This window comes from Pseudomonas sp. G5(2012) (genome assembly GCF_000408945.1).
Lineage (GTDB): Bacteria > Pseudomonadota > Gammaproteobacteria > Pseudomonadales > Pseudomonadaceae > Aquipseudomonas > Aquipseudomonas umsongensis.
The window spans coordinates 1-688 of sequence record NZ_APIO01000222.1; the positions used below are offsets into that span (position 1 = coordinate 1).

The following is a 688-nucleotide window of genomic DNA, read 5'->3' on the forward strand; positions in this document are numbered from 1 at the left end:
CCCCCGCCGGCGCCGTGCCCTTGTCGTAGGGCTTGCCCAGCAGCATGTAGACCAGGCCCGCACCCATCACCACCAGCGTGGTCAGGATCATCGAATAGTTGATGTACCAGGCTGCATCCGGCGAGCGCGGCCAGACCATGTTGACGATGGCGCACACGCCATAGACCAGTGCGCCGAGGTTCACCCAGAGGCCCCAGGCCCCGAGGGTGAACTGGCCGTTCGGGCGCCAGCCCTTGGCGCGGGCGATCAACGCGGCAACCACGATCAACTGGAAGGCGACGTAAATGCCGATCGCAGCGAAACCGACGATCGTGGCCACCGCATCGGCCATGAACATCCCCAGGCAGACGATCGCTGCCGGCACCAGGCCGCTGACCAGCAGCGCGAACGACGGCACATGGTTGGCCGACAGGCGCTTGAACAGCGAACTGCCGACGATCATCTCGTCCCGGGCATAGGCGAACAACAGGCGGCTGGCGGCGGCTTGCAAGCTCAGCACGCAGGAGATGAACGACACCATCACCACTGCCATCACCAGGCGCGAACCGATCGGGCCGAAGGCATTGGCCAGGATCGTGGCGACCGGGTCGGTGTCTTCACCGGCCAGCACTTTGGCCATGTCCGGCACCGACAGGATCAACGCCAGGCACGCGAACATCGCTGCTGCACCGCCGATGTAGATGGTCAT

Annotated in this window: 1 protein-coding gene; it reads right to left on the reverse strand. The window is 65.1% G+C overall.

Going from position 1 to position 688, the window contains the following annotated elements; translation table 11 throughout:
- On the reverse strand, positions 1–688 hold a 688-nt coding region (locus tag PG5_RS32845; protein WP_042956008.1), incomplete at both ends, for an amino acid permease.